The sequence below is a fragment of the Nocardioides sp. F233 genome, assembly GCF_057813895.1.
On record NZ_JBVASH010000003.1, the window covers coordinates 927,375 to 945,335 of the forward strand.

At 71.9% G+C, this 17,961-nt stretch carries 18 protein-coding genes and 1 rRNA gene; 1 reads left to right on the top strand and 18 read right to left on the bottom strand.

Features of this window, described 5'->3' with window-relative positions:
* Position 1 precedes the first annotated feature (1 nt).
* The 16 genes from ACZYRU_RS15890 to ACZYRU_RS15965 form a co-directional block, all read right to left on the bottom strand.
* Positions 2 to 754 (bottom strand): pseudouridine synthase, encoded by a 753-nt coding sequence (locus tag ACZYRU_RS15890; protein ID WP_488958061.1) that lies wholly within the window; start codon positions 752 to 754, stop codon positions 2 to 4.
* On the bottom strand, positions 744 to 1,379 hold the full coding sequence (gene scpB / locus ACZYRU_RS15895) for an SMC-Scp complex subunit ScpB (protein ID WP_488958062.1): 636 nt from the start codon (positions 1,377 to 1,379) through the stop codon (positions 744 to 746). Before scpB ends, ACZYRU_RS15890 begins: the two co-directional genes overlap by 11 nt.
* A complete protein-coding gene (locus tag ACZYRU_RS15900) occupies positions 1,372 to 2,238 on the bottom strand; it encodes a segregation and condensation protein A (protein ID WP_488958063.1) in 867 nt (288 codons plus the stop codon). Before ACZYRU_RS15900 ends, scpB begins: the two co-directional genes overlap by 8 nt.
* A gap of 7 nt (positions 2,239 to 2,245) precedes the next feature.
* Positions 2,246 to 2,569: a hypothetical protein gene (locus ACZYRU_RS15905; protein ID WP_488958087.1), complete on the bottom strand. Its 324-nt coding sequence runs from the start codon at positions 2,567 to 2,569 to the stop codon at positions 2,246 to 2,248.
* Positions 2,570 to 2,571: 2 nt separating this feature from the next.
* Entirely contained in the window at positions 2,572 to 3,420 is an 849-nt protein-coding gene (locus tag ACZYRU_RS15910) for a ParA family protein (RefSeq protein ID WP_488958088.1), read from the bottom strand.
* A gap of 314 nt (positions 3,421 to 3,734) precedes the next feature.
* The gene (locus tag ACZYRU_RS15915) at positions 3,735 to 6,257 is read right to left on the bottom strand and encodes a DEAD/DEAH box helicase (RefSeq protein WP_488958064.1); all 2,523 of its coding nucleotides are present in this window, start codon (positions 6,255 to 6,257) and stop codon (positions 3,735 to 3,737) included.
* A complete protein-coding gene (gene xerD, locus ACZYRU_RS15920) occupies positions 6,250 to 7,203 on the bottom strand; it encodes a site-specific tyrosine recombinase XerD (protein ID WP_488958065.1) in 954 nt (317 codons plus the stop codon). The genes ACZYRU_RS15915 and xerD overlap by 8 nt, the downstream gene beginning before the upstream one ends.
* A 30-nt stretch (positions 7,204 to 7,233) precedes the next feature.
* The gene (gene ald / locus ACZYRU_RS15925; protein ID WP_488958066.1) at positions 7,234 to 8,349 is read right to left on the bottom strand and encodes an alanine dehydrogenase; all 1,116 of its coding nucleotides are present in this window, start codon (positions 8,347 to 8,349) and stop codon (positions 7,234 to 7,236) included.
* A 137-nt stretch (positions 8,350 to 8,486) separates the two neighbouring features.
* Positions 8,487 to 8,972: an Lrp/AsnC family transcriptional regulator gene (locus ACZYRU_RS15930; RefSeq protein WP_488958067.1), complete on the bottom strand. Its 486-nt coding sequence runs from the start codon at positions 8,970 to 8,972 to the stop codon at positions 8,487 to 8,489.
* Positions 8,965 to 9,561 carry an NUDIX domain-containing protein gene (locus ACZYRU_RS15935; protein ID WP_488958068.1) on the bottom strand — a complete coding sequence of 199 codons (597 nt, stop codon included), beginning with the start codon at positions 9,559 to 9,561 and terminating at the stop codon, positions 8,965 to 8,967. The genes ACZYRU_RS15930 and ACZYRU_RS15935 overlap by 8 nt, the downstream gene beginning before the upstream one ends.
* 10 nt (positions 9,562 to 9,571) lie before the next feature.
* Positions 9,572 to 11,281 carry a CTP synthase gene (gene pyrG / locus ACZYRU_RS15940; RefSeq protein WP_488958069.1) on the bottom strand — a complete coding sequence of 570 codons (1,710 nt, stop codon included), beginning with the start codon at positions 11,279 to 11,281 and terminating at the stop codon, positions 9,572 to 9,574.
* Between the two features lie 37 nt (positions 11,282 to 11,318).
* On the bottom strand, positions 11,319 to 13,073 hold the full coding sequence (gene recN / locus ACZYRU_RS15945) for a DNA repair protein RecN (RefSeq protein ID WP_488958070.1): 1,755 nt from the start codon (positions 13,071 to 13,073) through the stop codon (positions 11,319 to 11,321).
* Positions 13,070 to 14,029: an NAD kinase gene (locus ACZYRU_RS15950; protein ID WP_488958071.1), complete on the bottom strand. Its 960-nt coding sequence runs from the start codon at positions 14,027 to 14,029 to the stop codon at positions 13,070 to 13,072. Before ACZYRU_RS15950 ends, recN begins: the two co-directional genes overlap by 4 nt.
* A complete protein-coding gene (locus ACZYRU_RS15955) occupies positions 14,026 to 14,859 on the bottom strand; it encodes a TlyA family RNA methyltransferase (RefSeq protein WP_488958072.1) in 834 nt (277 codons plus the stop codon). The genes ACZYRU_RS15950 and ACZYRU_RS15955 overlap by 4 nt, the downstream gene beginning before the upstream one ends.
* On the bottom strand, positions 14,859 to 15,041 hold the full coding sequence (locus ACZYRU_RS15960; protein WP_488958073.1) for a hypothetical protein: 183 nt from the start codon (positions 15,039 to 15,041) through the stop codon (positions 14,859 to 14,861). The genes ACZYRU_RS15955 and ACZYRU_RS15960 overlap by 1 nt, the downstream gene beginning before the upstream one ends.
* Positions 15,042 to 15,050: 9 nt before the next feature.
* The gene (locus ACZYRU_RS15965) at positions 15,051 to 16,025 is read right to left on the bottom strand and encodes an HAD-IIA family hydrolase (RefSeq protein WP_488958074.1); all 975 of its coding nucleotides are present in this window, start codon (positions 16,023 to 16,025) and stop codon (positions 15,051 to 15,053) included.
* 97 nt (positions 16,026 to 16,122) lie between these two features.
* Between ACZYRU_RS15965 and ACZYRU_RS15970 the strand changes: the two genes are divergently transcribed.
* Positions 16,123 to 17,274: a DUF1015 family protein gene (locus ACZYRU_RS15970; RefSeq protein WP_488958075.1), complete on the top strand. Its 1,152-nt coding sequence runs from the start codon at positions 16,123 to 16,125 to the stop codon at positions 17,272 to 17,274.
* Here ACZYRU_RS15970 and ACZYRU_RS15975 read toward each other — a convergent pair.
* Both ACZYRU_RS15975 and rrf read right to left on the bottom strand, forming a co-directional pair.
* Complete coding sequence (locus tag ACZYRU_RS15975; protein ID WP_488958076.1) at positions 17,234 to 17,599, bottom strand: single-stranded DNA-binding protein; 366 nt, start codon at positions 17,597 to 17,599, stop codon at positions 17,234 to 17,236. The genes ACZYRU_RS15970 and ACZYRU_RS15975 overlap by 41 nt on opposite strands.
* 242 nt (positions 17,600 to 17,841) lie before the next feature.
* Positions 17,842 to 17,958: ribosomal RNA gene (gene rrf, locus ACZYRU_RS15980) — 5S ribosomal RNA — on the bottom strand.
* Between the last annotated feature and the right edge of the window lie 3 nt (positions 17,959 to 17,961).

Consider the following 17,961-nt stretch of genomic DNA (forward strand, 5'->3'; position numbering starts at 1 on the left):
TCTAGAGACCGACGAGCTCCAGCAGCTGGCCGAGCTCGTCGTCGGACAGCTCGCGCAGCTTGCCGCCGCCGAGCGTGCCGAGCTCGATCGGCCCGAACTTCGTCCGGCTCAGCTGGCGCACCGGGTGCCCCACCTGGTCGAGCAGCCGGCGCACGATCCGGTTGCGACCCTCGTGGATCACCAGCTCGATGATCGACTTGTCGGCCGCAGTGGCGATCATCCGCGCCCGGCGTACCTCCACCGGGCCGTCCTCCAGCGTCACGCCGGCGAGCAGGTCGGCGACGGTGCCCTTGGCGAGCCGGCCGGCCACCTCGGCGACGTAGGTCTTCTCGACCTCGAACGACGGGTGCGCCATCCGGTGGGCGAAGTCGCCGTCGTTGGTGAGGAGGAGAAGGCCCGACGTGTCGGTGTCGAGGCGCCCGACGTGGAACAGGCGCTCGGGCCGGTCGGCCACCAGGTCGGAGAGGGTACGACGCCCCTCCGGGTCGGACATCGTCGAGACGACGCCGCGCGGCTTGTTGAGCACGAGGTAGACGTGGTCGGAGATCGGGGGCAGCCGCTTGCCGGACACCTTGATCACCGCGGTGCGCGGGTCGACCTTGGTGCCGAGCCGGGTGACGACCTCCCCGTCGACCTCGACCTCGCCCTCGAGCATCAGCTCCTCGCAGCGGCGTCGCGAGGCGACGCCGGACTGGGCGAGCAGCTTCTGCAGCCGGATCTGGCCGTCGTCGTCGACGGCGATGTCACGCGTCATCGTCGGTCTCCTCCACGGTCTCCTCGACCGGCTCGGCCACGCTCTCGCGCAGCTCCTCCTCGACCTCGGCGAGGTCGGGCAGGTGCGGTGCCAGGTCGGGCAGCTCGTCGAGCGAGACGATGCCGATCCGCTCCAGGAAGTAGGTCGTCGTCCGGTACAGCGTGGCGCCGTGCTCGCCGTCGCGGCCGGCCTCCTCGACCAGGCCGCGGCTGAGCAGGGTCCGCATCACGCCGTCGACGTTGACGCCACGCACCGCCGACACCCGGGCCCGGGAGACCGGCTGCTGGTAGGCGACCACGGCGAGGGTCTCGAGCGCGGCCTGGGTGAGCCGGGCCTGCTGGCCCTCGAGCACGAACGCCTCGACGACGGGGGCGAGCTCCTCGCGGGTGTAGTAGCGCCAGCCACCGGCGACGTTGCGCAGCTCGAAGCCGCGGGCCTGCTCGTCGTACTCGGCAGCGAGGGCGGCGAGCGCCTCGACGACCTCCGCCTCGGGGTAGCGGGCCGCGGTCGCCAGGGCCACCGCGTCGAGCGGCTGGTCGGCGACCATGAGGATCGCCTCGAGCGCCGGCCGCAGCGCGGCCACCGGCTCGGTGGCGGCCTCGGCCTCGTCGGTCTGTTCAGTCATCGCTCGGATTCTCCTCCGCGGGCGTGTCGTCGTCGGGGGTGTCCTCGGCCGGCACCGCCCCGTCGAACTCGTCGGTGATCAGGTCCTCCACGTCGACCGCGTCGTCGCCGGTCCAGCGGACCGTCAGCTCGCCCAGCGGGGTGACCTGGTCGAAGGCGATGGCGCCCTCGCGGAACAGCTCGAGCAGGGACAGGAAGCGCGCCACCGTGGTCAGCGTGTCCGGCGAGTCGCCGCACAGCGCCCGGAAGGTCAGCGTCCCGCTGCGCCGCAGGCGGTCGACCACGATCGCGGCCTGCTCGCGCACGCTCACGGTCGGGGCGTGGATGTGGTGCAGGGTCAGCTGCAGCTCGGGTTTGGGCGTCATCGCCTTGGCCGCCAGGGCCGCGAACGCATCGAGGCCGATCCCGATCAGCACCTCGGGCAGCAGGCCGGCGTACCGCTCCTCCAGGCCGACCGCGCGGGGGTAGCGCCGCGACTCGGCCTGCAGCCGCCGGTCGAGGACAGCCGCGACCTGCTTGTAGGCCTTGTACTGCAGCAACCGCGCGAACAGCAGGTCGCGGGCCTCCAGCAGGGCGAGGTCCTCCTCGTCCTCCACGTCACCGGCCGGCAGCAACCGGGCGGCCTTGAGGTCGAGGAGGGTCGCGGCGACCAGCAGGAAGGACGTCGTCTCCTCGAGCGCGTCGTCCGGGAGCTGCTTGATGTGTGCGATGAACTCGTCGGTGACCTTCGAGAGCGCGATCTCCGTGACGTCGAGCTTGTGCTTGGAGATCAGGCTCAGCAACAGGTCGAACGGGCCCTCGAAGTTGGCCAGGTGCACGTCGAACCCACCGTGCTGCTCGCCCGCCTCGACCTCGCTCACGCCTGCATCATGACTCACGCAGGCGCCTGACCAGCGCGGAGCCCTCCCCCTCGGCCTCGAGCTCGCCCAGGACCAGGTGCAGCGCCTCGCGGACCAGGCGACCGCGGTCGACCGCCATGCCGTGCTCGCCGCGCAGGGTGAGCCGGGCCTTCTCCAGCTCCATCAGCTCCGCCGAGGAGACGTAGACCGTGATCTTCTCCTCGTGGCGGACCCGGCCGGAAGGGCCCTTCTGCGGCTTCTGCGGTACGTCGGCCGGCGGGTCGGGAACGGCCCGGACGGCAGGCCCCGACGAGTCGGCGGTCGGCCGGAACAGGTCGTCCGCGGCCGGCATGCTCACACGTCGAGACACCGGACCGCCACCTCCTTCGCGAGCTGGCGGTACGCCTCCGCCCCGCTCGATCCGGAGGCGTACGACGTGATCGGCTCGCCCGCGACGGTGGAGTCGGAGAACTTCACGGTGCGGCGGATGACGGTGTGGAAGACCTTGTCACCCCACGCCTGGACCAGGCGCTCGAGCACCTCGCGGCCGTGCAGCGTGCGGCCGTCGTACATGGTGCCGAGGACGCCGTCGACCTCGAGACCGGGGTTGAGGCGCTGCTTGACCTTGTCGATGGTGGCCTTGAGCAGCGCGACGCCGCGCAGCGCGAAGTACTCGCACTCCAGCGGCACGATCACGCCGTCGGAGGCGGTGAGCGCGTTGACCGTCAACAGGCCGAGCGAGGGCTGGCAGTCGATCAGGATGACGTCGTAGTCCGCGATCGCCGGGGCCAGGACGCGCTGCAGCGTCTGCTCGCGGGCGACCTCGTGGACCAGCTGGACCTCGGCGGCCGACAGGTCGATGTTGGAGGGCAGCAGGTCCATGCCGGGCACGCCGGAGGGCACGACGACCTCGTCGAGCGTGGCCTCCGGGTCCATGAGCAGGTTGTAGACCGTGCTCTCCATCTCGTGCGGGTTCAGGCCGAGGCCGACCGAGAGCGAGCCCTGCGGGTCGAAGTCGACGAGCAGCACCTTGCGGCCGTACTCGGCCAGCGCCGCCCCCAGGTTGATGGTCGTCGTGGTCTTGCCGACACCACCCTTCTGGTTGCACATCGAGATGACGCGCGCCTGACCGTGGGCGGTCACCGGCTTCGGGTCCGGCAGTACCGGCATCGGGCGCCCGGTCGGGCCCTTCTCGCCGGTCATCGTCTGCACGGCGGCCCGCTCGGCGGCGGTCTCCACCGCCGGCTCGGGCACCGGGAACTGCAGCGTCATCGCGTCCTCGCGCGTCGCCTCGCTGGTCACGACTGCGTCCTCCGTGCCGAGCGGTACGTCGCTGCCGGGCGCCGGGATCGGCATCCTCGGCGGCATGTCGGGTGCACTGGATCCTCCGTAGAAGCCGGCCATCGCCCTCACCTTTGTCTGGAGTGGTTGCGGGCTCCTTCCCCAGAGCCCGGGACTCCTCCATCCAACAATGTCGACACGGAGACATTCGGGAGGCGCGCCGACGGGCGCCCGCACTAGCCGGTGAGGCTGACCATCTCCAGGGTCCGCACGACGGCCTCGCCGGCCTCGTCGCTGGCCGCGAGGTCGACCTCGGCCCGGATCACCCAGTCGTGGTTGCCGTCCGGGTCGTGCAGGGTCTGCGTGGCGACCCACCGGTCGGCGGACCTCTCGATCGCCAGCAGCACCGGACCGCGCGCGTCGGCGTCGGTGAGCAGCCGGTCGTGCTCGGCGTAGTAGTCCTCGATCGCCTGGTCCCAGTCGGCCTCGGTCCACTCCGCTCCGTCGTCGAGAACGGCCAGCGCCGGCACGTCGTCGCGGGCGACCAGCTCGAGCCGGCGCCACAGCGCGTTGCGGACCATCACCTCGAACACCCGGCCCTGCTGGCTGAGCGGCCGCGGCGGGGGCGGGGGTGCGTGGTCGTGGACCGCCCGCGAGGCGTGGTCGGGGTCGTTGAGCGCCTCCCACTCGTCGAGCAGCGAGGAGTCGACCTGCCGGACCGTCTCCCCCAGCCATTCCACGAGGAGGTCCAGCTCCTCGGTGCGGTACGACGCCGGCACGCTCTGCCGCAGCGCCCGGTAGGCGTCGGTGAGGTAGCGCAGCACCAGCCCCTCGGAGCGGGCCACCTGGTAGCGGGAGACGAGGTCGGTGAACCCCATGCCCTGCTCCCACATCTGGCGTACGACGGACTTCGGTGCGAGCGCGTCGGGCGCGAGCCAGGGGTGCCGCTCGCGGTAGGTCTCGAAGAGCGGCTCGAGCAGCTCGCCCAGCGGCTCGGGCCAGGTGATGTCCTCGACCAGGGCCATCCGCTCGTCGTACTCGACGCCGTCGGCCTTGAGCGCCGCGATCGCTTCACCGCGCGCGCCGTGCCGCTGGGCCATCAGCAGCGGACGCGGCGCCTCGAGGGTCGCCTCGACGACCGAGACGACGTCGAGGGTGAAGGTCTCGCTGTCGGGGTCGAGGACGTCGAGCACCGCCAGCGCGAAGTGCGAGAGCGGCTGGTTGAGCGCGAAGTCCTCGGGCAGTGCCTCGGTCAGCACGTAGCGCCGGCCGAACCCGTCGACCTGGTCGAGCCGGGTCAGCACCTCGGAGGTGACCAGGCTGCGGGCCAGCCGGACGGCCCGCTTGGCCAGGCGAAGCTGGCTGCGCCGTTCCTCGTGGTTGTCCATCAGCAGCCGGCGCAGCACCGGGAACGCGTCCTCCTCGCGGGAGAGCACGTTGACCAGCATCGCGTTGTCGACCTTCATCTGCGACTTGAGCGGCTCGGGCCGGCCCTCGACGAGCTTGTCGAAGGTCTGCTCGGTCCACACCACGGTGCCGGCAGGCGGCTTCTTCAGCTGCGCCTTCGAGCCCCGCTTCGCCTGCTTCTCCGCGCTCATCGCGGCGTTCTTCGCGGCCGCCTTGGCCTTGGCCTTCTCGTTCTCGATGACGTGCTCGGGCGCCTGGACGACGACGTAGCCCGCCGTGTCGTAGCCGGCGCGCCCCGCCCGCCCGGCGATCTGGAGGAACTCGCGGGTGCGCAGCACCCGCTGACGCGACCCGTCGAACTTGGCCAGCCCGGTGAACAGCACGGTGCGGATCGGGACGTTGATGCCGACACCGAGGGTGTCGGTGCCGCAGATGACCGTCAGCAGTCCCGCCTGGGCGAGCTGCTCGACGAGTCGGCGGTAGCGAGGCAGCATGCCGGCGTGGTGGACGCCGATCCCCTGCCGCAGCAGCTTGTTGAGGGTCTTGCCGAAGCCGGCGGCGAAACGGACGCTCGCGATCCGCTCGGCGATCTGCTCCTTGCGGTCCTTGGGCAGGACCGTGTCGAGCCGGCCCGGACCACTCAGCAGCGATACGGCGTGCTCGACCGCCGCGGCCTGGGTGAAGTGGACGACGTAGACCGGGCCCTGGCCGGTGGTGACCAGCTCCGCGAGCCGATCCCCCATCGGCTCGAGCGACCACGAGAAGTCCAGCGGGACGGGGCGCTCGGCCTGGTCGACGACCGAGGTGTCGCGCGCGTTGCGCCGGGTCAGGTCGGCCGCGAGCTCGGTCGTGTCGCCCAGGGTGGCCGACATCAGCAGGAACTGTGCCTGCGGCAGCTCGATGAGCGGCACCTGCCACGCCCAGCCGCGGCCGGGCTCGCCGTAGAAGTGGAACTCGTCCATCACGACCATGCCGACGTCGGCCCGGTCGCCCTCGCGCAGCGCGATGTTGGCGAGCACCTCGGCCGTGCAGGCGATGATCGGGGCGTCCGCATTGACCGCGACGTCGCCGGTGAGCATGCCGACGTCGGCGGCGCCGAAGATCTCGACCAGGTCGAAGAACTTCTCGCTCACCAGTGCCTTGATCGGCGCGGTGTAGAAGGTGACGCGGTCGTCGGCGAGCGCACCCATCGCGGCCGCCATGGCGACCAGCGACTTCCCCGAGCCGGTCGGGGTCGCGAGCACCACGTTGTCGCCGGCCAGCAGGGCGAGGATCGCGTCCTCCTGGTGGGGGTACAGCTCCAGGCCGCGCCCCTCGGCGTACTCGAGGATCCGGTCGTACGCGTCAGCCATGGCGGGCCCTCGGGTGCGCGGTGGCGAAGACCTCGCGCAGGTTGTCGACGGTGACGAGCGTGTAGACCTGCGTCGTGGTGACCGACGCGTGCCCGAGCAGCTCCTGGACCACGCGGACGTCGGCGCCACCGTCGAGCAGGTGGGTCGCGAACGAGTGCCGCAGCGTGTGGGGCGAGACGTCGCGGGTCACCCCGGCCCGCTCGGCGGCCTTGACCAGCACCGCCCACGCCGACTGCCGCGAGAGCCGGCCGCCGCGGGCGTTGAGGAAGAGAGCAGGCGTCGCCGCCGAGGTGAGGGCCGGACGCCCCCGCACGAGGTACGCCGACAGCGCGGCCCGCGCGTACGACCCGACCGGTACCATCCGCTCCTTGCCGCCCTTGCCGCGCAGCAGCAGGGTCGCGTCGGCGGGGTCGAGGTCCGGCTCGGCCAGGTGGCTGACGTCGTCGACGTCGAGGCCGACCGCCTCGGAGATCCGCGCCCCGGTGCCGTAGAGGATCTCCAGCAGCGCCCGGTCACGGAGAGCGAGCGGGGTGTCCGCCGCACCGGCCGCCTCGAGGATCGCCTCGACGTCGGCGAGCGGCAGCGCCTTCGGCAGCCGCTTCGCCGGCGTCGGTGGCTTCACGCCCGCCGCGGGGTCGGCCTGCGCCAACCCGTCGGCGACGGCGAACTTGTGGAAGCCCCGCACCGCCACGACCGTGCGCGCCGCGCTGGACGCGCTCAGCGGCAGGTGGTCGTCGTCGCCCTCGCGCAGCCACACGAGGAAGTCGGTCACCGTCTGCTCGGTGACGGCGGCGAGCGTGTCGATACCGGCGGCGGCCAGGTGCACGCGGTACCGGCGCAGGTCGCGCTGGTAGGACGTCAGCGTGTTCGCCGCCAGTCCCTTCTCGACCGCGAGGTGGTCCAGGTACGTGCGGACCGCCCGGTCCACCGCACCTGGTCCACTCACGCGGTCAGGTTAGGCCATCGGTCCGACGCGTCAGGCGAGCGCCTCCGCGAGCGGCACCGCGGCGATGCCGGTGGCCTCGCCGACCGGGCCGTTGGTCAGCAGGCCGGCGTGGGTGTTGAGGCCCAACGCCAGGCTCGCGTCGGCGCGGCACGCGTCGGCCCAGCCCTTGTCGGCCAGCGCCACGGCGTACGGCAGGGTCGCGTTGGTCAGTGCGTACGTCGACGTGTTCGGCACCGCGCCCGGCATGTTCGCCACGCAGTAGAACGTCGAGTTGTGCACCTGGTACGTCGGGTCGGCGTGCGTGGTGGGCCGGGTGTCCTCGAAGCAGCCACCCTGGTCGACCGCGATGTCGACGAGCACCGAGCCCGGCTTCATCCGCGAGACCAGCTCGTTGGAGACCAGCTTCGGCGCCGCGGCACCCGGGATCAGCACCGCGCCGATCACCATGTCGGCCTCCATCACCTGCTGCTCGATCGCCAGCTTGGAGGACGCGAGGCCGTGGACCCGGTTGTTGTAGCGCCAGAACGACATCCGCAGCTTGTCGAGGTCGGTGTCGAGCAGGGTCACGTCGGCGCCCATGCCGAGCGCGATGTTGGCGGCGTTCTGGCCCGAGACACCCGCGCCGATGATGACGACCTTGGCGTTGGCGACACCGCCGACACCGCCCATCAGCACGCCGCGACCGCCCTGGGCCTTCATCAGGGAGTACGCACCGACCTGGGGCGCGAGGCAGCCCGCGACCTCGGACATCGGGTACAGCAGCGGCAGCGCGCCCGAGGGCAGCTGGACGGTCTCGTAGGCGATCCCGGTGACCTTGCGGGCGATCAGCTCCTCGGTGAGCGCCTTGTCCGCGGCGAGGTGGAGGTAGGTGAACAACACCTGGCCCTCGCGCATCCGGGCGTACTCCTCGGCGATCGGCTCCTTGACCTTGAGGATCATGTCGGCCGCGCCCCACACCGCGTCGGCGTCGGGGAGGATGGTGGCACCCGAGGCGACGTAGTCCTCGTCGGCGATCTGCGAGCCGACGCCGGCACCGGCCTGGATGACGACCTCGTGGCCGTGGGCGACCAGCTCGTGCACACCGATCGGCGTGATGGCCACCCGGTACTCGTTGTTCTTGACTTCCTTGGGCACACCGACGCGCATGTGGGATTCCTCCTGGTCACGGAATCCGTCGCGGATTCCCCTGTGAAGAGAAATCATGAAGATCAGTCGAGGTGCCCGCTAGTGGCTGGAGCGAAAATTCGCACCCGGCGCGGAAACCCGGATCGGATCGTCGGCGATCAGCCTTGTGACGGACGCCGCGCCGAACCCTGTTCGGCCGGTCGGCCCCGCAGGTGCTCGAAGATCAGACTGGTCTCGGTCATCGCGACGTCGCGCGTGCCGCTGAGGTGGTTCAGCACGAACTCCCGCAGCTCCTCCGAGCCGGCCGTCGCGACGTGGATGAGGAAGTCGTCCGCGCCGGCCAGGAAGTAGACGTTGAGGACCTCGGGCAGCGTCGTCATCGCCTGGGCGAAGGCGCTCAGCTCCCCCCGGGCGTGCGGCCGGAGCCGGACCGAGATCATGGCCTGCAGCGGGCGTCCGATGCTGGCCTGGTCGACCTCGGCGTGCGCGCCCCGGATCACGCCGCGCTCGAACAGCGAGCGGACCCGGCCGTGGCAGGTGGACGGGGCGATGCCGACCCGCGCGGCCAGCACGTTGTTGGCCAGCCGGGCGTCGTCCTGCAGCTCGCGGACGATGGCGGCGTCGATCGGGTCCAGCTCAACCACGCGCGGCCTCCCGGTCGCGACGGACCTGGACGGCGAGCACCGCCTGCACGACCGGTCCGTCGGTCACGTCGCCGGCGAGGATCGCGTCGACCAGGTCCGCGAAGGGCACCCAGAAGACCTCGAGGTCGGCCTCCTCGTGGCGCAGCTCGAAGTCGCCCCGGTCGGCCGGCGAGAGGTCCTCGGCCAGGTAGTAGTGGATCCGCTCGGCCGAGTAGCCCGGCGAGCTGAGCGTCGAGAGCAGGTGGGTCCACCGCTCCGCCGCCAGCGCCGCCTCCTCGCGCAGCTCGCGCCGGGCGACGTCCTCCGGGTCCTCGCCCGGGTGGTCGATCACGCCCGCGGGCAGCTCGACCAGGCGGGACTGTGCCGGGTGCCGGTACTGCTTGAGGCACAGCACCCGGTCCTCGGCATCGATCGCCAGGATGACCGCCGCCCCCGGGTGCTCGAGGACGAGGCGCCGGAACGGCTCCTCGTGATCGGCACCCGGACGGCGGATCCGGTCGGAGCGGAACGCCACGACCCAGCTGTCCCGGTGCAGGTCGACGCTGTCCTCGACCGGCCAGGACTCCGGGACGTCGCGCAGCTCGCTCATGGGCGCGAGGTCACTCGTCGTCGGTGGGCTCGGCGTGCAGGTTGGTGTCGTCGATCTCGAGCCGGGTCTCGCGCTGACGCTTGATCGCCGCGCCCACCAGGCCCGCGAACAGCGGGTGCGGGCGGGTCGGCCGCGAGCGCAGCTCGGGGTGGGCCTGGGTGCCGATGTAGTAGGGGTGCACGTCGCGGGGCAGCTCAACGAACTCGACCAGGTCGAGCTCGTCGTTGAGGCCGGAGAAGACCAGGCCGGCCTCCTCGAGCGGGGCACGGTAGGCGTTGTTGACCTCGTAGCGGTGACGGTGCCGCTCCTCGATCAGCTCGGCGCCGTAGACCTCGCGGGCGAGCGTGCCGCCCTTGAGGTGCGCAGGGTAGAGGCCCAGGCGCATGGTGCCGCCCAGGTCACCGGCGCCGTCGACGATGGACTTCTGCTCCTCCATCGTGGCGATCACCGGCTCCGGGGTGTCCGGGTCGAACTCGGTCGAACCGGCCTTGGCCAGGCCGAGCTCGGTGCGGGCGTACTCGATCACCATCGACTGCAGGCCCAGGCACAGGCCGAGGGTCGGGATCTTGTTGTGGCGGGCGTAGGTGAGCGCGCCGAGCTTGCCCTCGAGGCCGCGGATGCCGAAGCCGCCCGGCACGCAGATCGCGTCGACGTCGGACAGGTGCCGGGCCGCACCGGCCTGCGTCTCGCACTCGTCGGAGGCGACCCAGCGGATCTCCACCTTGGCCTCGTGGGCGAAACCACCGGCGCGCAGCGCCTCGCTCACCGACAGGTAGGCGTCGTGCAGGTCGATGTACTTGCCGACCAGCGCAATCGTGACGTCCTCCTTCGGGTGGTGCACCCGGCGGAGCAGGTCGTCCCAGATCGTCCAGTCGACGTCGCGGAAGGGCAGGTTGAGCCGGCGTACGACGTACGCGTCGAGGCCCTGGCGGTGCAGCACCTTCGGGATGTCGTAGATCGAGGGCGCGTCGGCCGCGGTCACGACCGCGTCCTGGTCGACGTCGCACATCAGCGAGATCTTCTTCTTGATGCTCTCCGGCAGCTCGCGGTCGGCGCGGCAGACCACGGCGTCGGGCTGGATGCCGACCTGGCGCAGCGCGGCGACGGAGTGCTGGGTCGGCTTGGTCTTCAGCTCGCCCGAGGGACCGATGAACGGCACCAGCGAGACGTGCAGGAAGAAGACGTTGTCACGGCCGATGTCGTGGCGGACCTGACGCGCGGCCTCGAGGAACGGCAGCGACTCGATGTCGCCGACGGTGCCACCGATCTCGGTGATGACCACGTCGACCTGCTCGTCGCCGTACCCCATCGCGAGGATCCGGTCCTTGATCTCGTTGGTGATGTGCGGGATCACCTGGACCGTGTCACCGAGGTAGTCGCCGCGGCGCTCCTTGGCGATCACCGACGAGTAGACCTGCCCCGTGGTGACGTTGGCGATCTGGTTGAGGTCGGTGTCGAGGAAGCGCTCGTAGTGACCGATGTCGAGGTCGGTCTCCGCGCCGTCGTTGGTGACGAAGACCTCGCCGTGCTGGAACGGGTTCATCGTGCCGGGGTCGACGTTGAGGTACGGGTCGAGCTTCTGCATCGTGACCCGCAGCCCACGCGAGCGCAGCAGCCGACCGAGGCTGCTGGCAGTGAGTCCCTTGCCCAGCGAGGAGGCGACGCCTCCGGTGACGAAGACGTGCTTTGCCTGCCGATTCTGTCCGCTACCGGGCGCCATGTTCACGGGATTCCATCCTACGTCATGTCGGGCTGATTCACCGTGCTCGCGGTGCGTTTCGCGCCAGCTCGAGCAGCTCGCGGGCGTGCGCGAGCGCGGTGTCGGACTCCGCGAGGCCGGCCAGCATGCGGGAGAGCTCCCGCTCCCGGCCCGCGTCGTCGAGGGTGACCAGGCCCGAGCTGGTGACCGATCCGTCGCTGGACTTCTCGACCAGCACGTGCCGGTCGGCGAAGGCCGCGACCTGGGGCAGGTGGGTGACGACGAGGACCTGGGCGTCGTCGGCCAGCTTGGCCAGACGCCGCCCGATCTCGACCGCGGCCGCGCCACCCACGCCGGAGTCGACCTCGTCGAACACGAAGGTCGGCACCGGGCTGGTGCCGGCGAGGCAGACCTCGACCGCGAGCATCACCCGGGAGAGCTCACCACCGGATGCACCCTTGTGCAGCGGACGCGGCTCGGACCCGGTGTTTGCGGCGAGCAGGAACTCGACCTCGTCGAGCCCGCTGCGCCCGAACCGCACCCAGCGGTCCCCCACCTGCAGCACGTCGGCCGGCGGGTGCGCGGGGTCGCTCGGTGCCTCGGCCGCGCGCGGCGAGACCCGGATGGTCACGATGGCGTGCGGCATCGCCAGCAGGGTGAGCTCGTCGGAGACCGCCGTGCCGAGCCGGCTCGCGGCCTTGACCCGCGCCTCGCTGAGCTTGCTGCCCGCGGTCGCCAGGTCGGCCCGGAGCCGGGTCGCCTCCGCGGTCAGCTCCTTGATCTTGTCGTCGGTCGAGTCGAGGTCGAGCAGCCGCATCGCCGACCTCTCGGCCCAGACGAGCACCTCGTCGATGGTGTCGCCGTACTTGCGGGTCAGCCCGATCAGCGCCGCACGCCGCTCGGAGACCGCGGCGAGGCGGTTCGGGTCGGTGTCGATGCGCGTGGCGTACGACGCCACGTCGGCCGCGACGTCGGAGAGCAGGTAGCTCACCTCGGCCACCCGGTCCGCCAGCGCCGCCGCCTCGGGGTCGTGGTCGCGCACGCCCTCGAGCTGGCCACGTGCGGCAGCCACGGCGCCGAGCGCGTCGGGCGAGCCGTGCTCGCTGGAGAGCGCCTCCCGGGCCTGCTCGGCCGCACCGCGCAGCGTGTCCGCGTGACCCAGCCGCGCCTCCTCGGCGGCGAGCTCGGCGTCCTCACCCGGCTGCGGCTCGACGGCCGCGACCTCGTCCACGCCGAAGCGCAGCAGGTCGGCCTCCCGGGCTCGCTCGCGTGCCGTCGCGACGACCTCGGCCAGCTCCTTCTCGGTGTCGACCAGCCGGTCGTGCACCTTCGCGTACGCCGCCAGCAGCTTCTCCAGCGCCCCGAACCGATCGAGGGCGTGGCGCTGGGTCTGCGCCTTGAGCAGCCGGTGCTGGTCGGACTGGCCGTGCACCGCCACCAGCGGCTCGGCCAGCTCGGCAAGCGTGGCCACCGGGACCGCTGCGCCACCGGCGAACGCGCGGGACCGGCCCTCGGCGCTCACGTTGCGCGCCAGCACCACGCCGTCGTCATCGGCCTCGCCGCCGGCCGCCTCGACGGCAGCGACCAGGTCGGGCAGCGCGGTCGCGGCGATCAGTCCCTCGACCCGGGCCTGCTTGGCGCCGGCGCGGACCGCGCCGCTGTCGGCGCGACCGCCGAGCAGCAGCCCGAGCGCGGTCACCACCATGGTCTTGCCGGCACCGGTCTCACCGGTGATCACGGTGAAGCCGGGTCCCAGCTCGAGCGTCGAGGAGTCGATGACCCCGAGCGAGCTGATCCGGATCTCCTCGATCATGCGTCCTCCCCCCGGGCCCGCGCCTCGCGGCGCTGCTCCGCGGCACCTCGCCAGCCCTCGACGGACAGTCCGAACTTCGCCACCAGTCGATCGGTGAACGGCGCCGAGTGCAGCCGGACCAGCCGGACCGGCCGCTTCCCGCGGCTCACCTCGATCCGGGCGCCCGGCGGCAGGTCGACGCTGCGCCGACCGTCGCACCACAGCACCCCGGACCCCTGGTTGCCCTCGAGCACCTCGATCGCGATCACCGACGACGGCGCCACCACCATCGGCCGCGCGAACAGCGCGTGCGCGCTCAGCGGCACGATGCACAGCGCCTCGACCTCAGGCCACACGATCGGGCCGCCGGCGCTGAAGTTGTAGGCCGTCGAGCCGGTCGGCGTCGCACACACGACCCCGTCGCAGCCCCACCGCGACAGCGGCCGCGCGTCGATCTCGACGACCACCTCGAGCATCCGCTCCCGGGCCGCCTTCTCGACGCTGGCCTCGTTGACCGCGAACGTCGAGTACACGAGCTCGCCCCCGACGTACGCCTTCACGTCGAGCGTGAGCCGGTCCTCGGTCCGGTAGCGCTGCTCGACGATCGCCTCGATCGTCGCCGCCACGTCCTCGTGCTCGGCCTCGGCCAGGAAGCCGACGTGCCCGAGGTTGACGCCCAGCACCGGCGTCGAGCGCTGATGGGTGACCTCCGCGGCGCGCAGGATGCTCCCGTCACCGCCGATCACCACCGTCAGCTCGCAGCCGTGGCTGGCGTCGGACTCGGAGTCCGTCAGCTCGACCTCCGGCACGTACTCCCCCGGCACCAGGTCCAGGTCGTCGGCCTCGTGGCGCAGCAGCCGAACGACGATGCCGTGACCGGTCAGCTCCTTCACGAACGCGCGCGCGACATCGCGGGCCTCCGCTCGCCCGGTGTGGGCGAGCACGAGCACCCGGCGCGGGTTGTCGGCGGACGTCATGAGGTCACCCTCTCATCCGGGTCCGACGTTCCGCGCCGCACGATCACAGCCATGGACTCGTCGTCCATGGTCGCCGGCCCATGCCGCAGCCACAGGAAGAACTCCACGTTGCCCGACGGACCCGGCAGCGGGCTCACGGTCACCGCCCGAGCTCCCCACCCACGCTCGGCGGCGGCGTGCGCCACGCCCAGCACGGTCTCCACCCACAGCTCGGGGTCACGGACCACGCCGCCCTTGCCGAGCCGGTCCTTCCCGACCTCGAACTGCGGCTTCACCATCAGCGCCAGGTCACCCTCGGGCTGGGTCACGCCGAGCAGGGCGTCCAGCACCAGGGTCAGCGAGATGAACGACAGGTCGCCCACCACGAGGTCCACCGGTCCACCGATGTCGTCGGTGGTCAGCGTGCGGACGTTGGTCCGGTCGTGCACGACGACCTTCTCGTGCTGTTGCAGCGACCAGTGCAGCTGCCCGTAGCCCACGTCGACCGCCACCACCTCGGCCACCCCGGACCGCAGCAGCACGTCGGTGAACCCACCCGTCGACGCCCCCGCGTCCAGGGCCCGCCGTCCCTCGACCTGCAGGCCGAGCGGGACGAACACCGCCAGCGCACCCACGAGCTTGTGCGCACCCCGCGACACGTAGTCAGGCCCGTGCTCGCCCTCCTTGACCACGATCGCGACGTCGGTCGTCACACCCGTGGCCGGCTTCGACGCCACGGCCCCGGCGACCTTGACCCTGCCCTCGGCGATCAGCTGCGCAGCGCGCTCCCGCGACGGCGCCAGGCCGCGGCGGACCAGCTCCGCGTCGAGGCGCAGTCGGCGCGGCGGCACTACGGGACGGCCGGTGCGGCCGGTGGGTTGTCGAGGGTGCGCCGGAGCTCGCCGTGCGCCTCCTCGAGCACGCCCGCGTGCTCCTCGAGCGGCCGCTCGGTGAGCCCCGCAACCAGGTCGAGCACCCGGTCGACGGCAACGATCCCGGTCGGCGTGGGCGCCGGAACAGGTACCTCGGTCATGGCCCGAGGCTACCGCGCCACCCCGCCGGATCCGGGGACCCCTGCCGCGGTGATGTCCGGCACCGCGCCCGTCCGGTCCCGGTGCTCCCACGCCGTGACCGCTGCGACCCGCCACCAGTCGCCGACGGCCCCGTCCGGCTCCGTCTGCTCCACCACGAGCCGTCCGTCGCTCACCCGCCCGGACCACCCGCCAGCGCGCCACCCGTCCGCAGTCCGCTCAGGCGCCGAATGCACCTCGGTCAGCCCACCGAGGTCCACCGCCACGTACGTCGGGCGCTCCCCCGGCGCCGCCGCCACCAGCTCCGCGAGCCCGGTCACGCCGGTCAGCACCAGCAACGAGTCCACCCCCGCGTTCCGCGCCCCCTCGATGTCGGTGTCCAGCCGGTCGCCCACCATGAGCGGTCGCCGGCCGCCCACCCGTCGGACCGTCTCGTCCAGCAGCGGCCGCGCCGGCTTGCCCGCCACCTCAGGCGTCACGCCGGAGAAGCGCTCCACCATCTCCACCAGCACACCGTGCCCCGGCGCCACGCCGTACGTGGTCGGGATGGTCAGGTCGGTGTTGCTCGCCACCCACGGCAGGCCATCCCGAATCCGCACCGCCGCGTGCATGATGTCGCGCCACAGCAGCTCCGGCCCGTAGCCGCTCACCACCGCGACCGCCCCCGCCTCCACGTCGACCGCCACCAGGCCCGCCTCGTCGAGGGCGCTCTGCAGCCCCGGACCGCCCAGGCACACGACCCGGGCTCCCGACCCGAACCGCTCGGCCAGCAACCGCGACGCCGCCTGGGCACTGGTCACCACGTCCGCCGGCTGGGCCGCCACGCCGAGGTCGCGCAGGTGCTCGGCGACCACGGCCGCCGACCGCGACGCGTTGTTCGTGATGAACGCGACCCGCATCCCGACCGCCCGCGCCCGCCCGATGTGACCCGCCGCACCGTCGACCGCCTCGTGCCCGATGTAGACGACGCCGTCGAGGTCGAGCATCGCCAAGTCATAGGCACTGGCCAGGGGTTCGGTCGATGTGAGCAACACGTCCCCACCTTGCCAGCCCGCACCACCACGGGCTCCGTACGATGCCCTGATGGACGCAACGGCCCTCGTGACCCCGCCCTACGTGGCCGGTCCGTTGCGTCTCGAGCCGTTTGCGGCGCTCATGCTCGCGCCCGCCCGCGTCGGCAACCCGACCACCGGCCGCGCCTTCGCACGCCCCTACAAGGACGTCTCCTCCCGACTCGTGCGCTGGCAGGCACGCGGCCTGGTCACGGCCGACACCGAACCCGCGCTCTACCTCCACGAGTACAGCTCCAACGGGATGACCGTGCGCGGCCTCGTCGGCGCGCTCGACGTGTCCCGCCGCGCCGCGGACCCCGCCCACCGCGCGGTGCTGCCGCACGAGGGCATCCACCCCGTCCAGGCCGACGAGCTCGCCGACCGGATGGACGAGATGCAGCTCAACCCCGCACCGATCCTTCTCGTCCACCAGGGCAGTCCACGGCTGCGCGAGGTCGTCGCCGGCATCACCCGCCGCGACCCGGACCACGCCTTCACCGACCGTGGCGGCCAGGAGCACCGGATCTGGGCCGAACGTGCACCTGAGACGCTCGCCGCCATCGCCACCGAGCTCGCCGAGAGCCGCGCCCTCATCGCGGACGGCCACCACCGCTATGCGGCCTATCTCCGGCTCCAGCGCCGTCGCGTCGGCGACCCCACCGGTCCCCGTCCGACCGACCTCGGGCTCGCGATGCTGGTCGACCAGACCGACACGCCCCTCTTCCTCGGCCCGATCCACCGGACGCTGAGCGGCACGTCCCTCGACGACCTCCGCGATGCCGCCGAGACCCTCGGCCTCGAGTACCGCGAGCAGCCGCAGGCGGACGCCGTCCACGCCCTGTCCTCAGCGCGCCTCGCGGCGACCGACGGTCAGCGCTGGGCGGTGATCGACCTCGGGATCGACGCCGACGAGGCAGCGGTGGAGGCGCTCCACCACCGGATCGTCCCCGCGCTCCCCCACGGACCCGCGGCGATCGCCTACCACCACACGGTCGACGACGCCCTCAGCGGCGCCCGACCGGACTCCATCGCCGTCCTGATGCCGGCTCCATCCGTCGACCTCGTCATCCGGGTCGCGGAAGCAGACCGGCTGCTGCCTGAGAAGGCCACCTCGTTCCAGCCCAAGCCGAGCCTCGGCGTGCTCATCCGGTCACTGCGCGACGCACCAGTCGAGCCGTCGTGACCTCGACCTCCATCCGCGACGCTGTCTGACCACCCGCTCGGTAGAACCTCCGCCGCAGCGAGCCCTCCACCCCGACGATGTCGCCGGCGCGCCACGTCCGCATGGAGCGGCGCACCTTCGACGACCAGCCCGCCAGGTCGACCACGTCGACCGTCGGACCCTTGCGCCCCGACGCGAGCATCCGCACGTCCGCACGGGGCACGATCACCCGACAGGTCCAGAGCCGGTCGCCGCTCGGCAGCACCCGCTCCTCGGGCTCGGCGGCGAGCCGGCCACTGAGCTGCACCGTGTTCGCCGCCTCCGGCGCCACCACGTCCATCGTCATCCTCGACCACCCTCACATCACCGGTGAGCCCCGATGGCTCACCCACGTGACGATCCTGCGAACCAGCTCCGACACGAACCTCCACCGTCGCTGACCGCTGTGGAAAGCGTCTCCCCAGAGCCCGCCTGGGGACGAGCAACGGCCTCGAATCACAGCAACGGGACAAGAGCGAGAGAAGCGAAATGACGCCGGAAAAAGCACTCAGGGCCAGCACACGAGGTGCTGGCCCTGAGCCAATGTTTGTCCGGCGGCGTCCTACTCTCCCACATCCTCTCGGTTGCAGTACCATCGGCGCTGGCAGGCTTAACTTCCGGGTTCGGGATGGGACCGGGTGTTTCCCTGCCGCTATGGCCGCCGTAACT